Origin of the sequence: Pseudoxanthomonas sp. 22568 (genome assembly GCF_052044485.1) — a bacterium.
Taxonomy (GTDB): Bacteria; Pseudomonadota; Gammaproteobacteria; order Xanthomonadales; family Xanthomonadaceae; genus Pseudoxanthomonas_A; species Pseudoxanthomonas_A beigongshangi.
Window position 1 is genome coordinate 1 of record NZ_JBQENC010000032.1, and the last position, 744, is coordinate 744.

At 69.0% G+C, this 744-nt stretch carries 1 protein-coding gene; it reads left to right on the plus strand.

All coding sequences use genetic code 11. The features are described from left to right. The coding region (locus tag ACTJI2_RS20020) for a flagellin (protein WP_440843135.1) at positions 1–744 on the plus strand (744 nt) is incomplete at both ends.

A 744-nucleotide genomic window follows, 5' to 3' on the forward strand; every position in this document is an offset into this window, starting at 1 on the left:
CCAAGCAGGCCGATTTCAACGGCACCAAGCTGCTGGACGGCTCGTTCACCAGCCAGCTGTTCCAGGTCGGCGCCAACGCCGGCCAGGCCATCGCCATCGACAAGGTCGTGGACGCGCGTTCGCAGACCCTGGGCGGCGCGCAGTTCGCCAACGTCTACAAGGGCACCGCGCTGGCCGCCGACACGGCCACCGCCGACACCACCTACTCGCAGTTGCAGATCTCGGTGACACCCTCGGGCGGCACCGCCACCACGGTCGACATCGGTGCCTTCCAGGTGAAGGCCGGCCAGTCGATCACCCAGGCCACCGCCGCGGCGATCAACGCCAAGCTGGGCGAAACCGGCGTCTACGCCGAAGTGAAGGCCGGCGTGCTGAACCTGACCTCGACCCAGGACGGGCAGACCTTCGCCCTCGCCTACACGGGTCCGGCGGTGACCGGCGCCACCGTGGCGACCGCCGCCAACCTGGGCCTGACCGAGACCAGCACCAACGGCGGCACGATGACCGCCGCGGCCAGCAGCTTCGTCAAGGATCTGGACATCACCACCTTCGCCGGCGCCCAGCAGGCGCTGGAAATCGTCGACAAGGCGCTGACCGCGGTGAACGGCGCGCGCGCCGACCTCGGCGCCATCCAGAACCGCTTCACCTCGGTGGTCGCCAACCTGCAGACCAGTTCGGAAAACCTGGCCGCCTCGCGCAGCCGCATCCGCGACACGGACTTCGCCAAGGAAACCGCCGAACTGA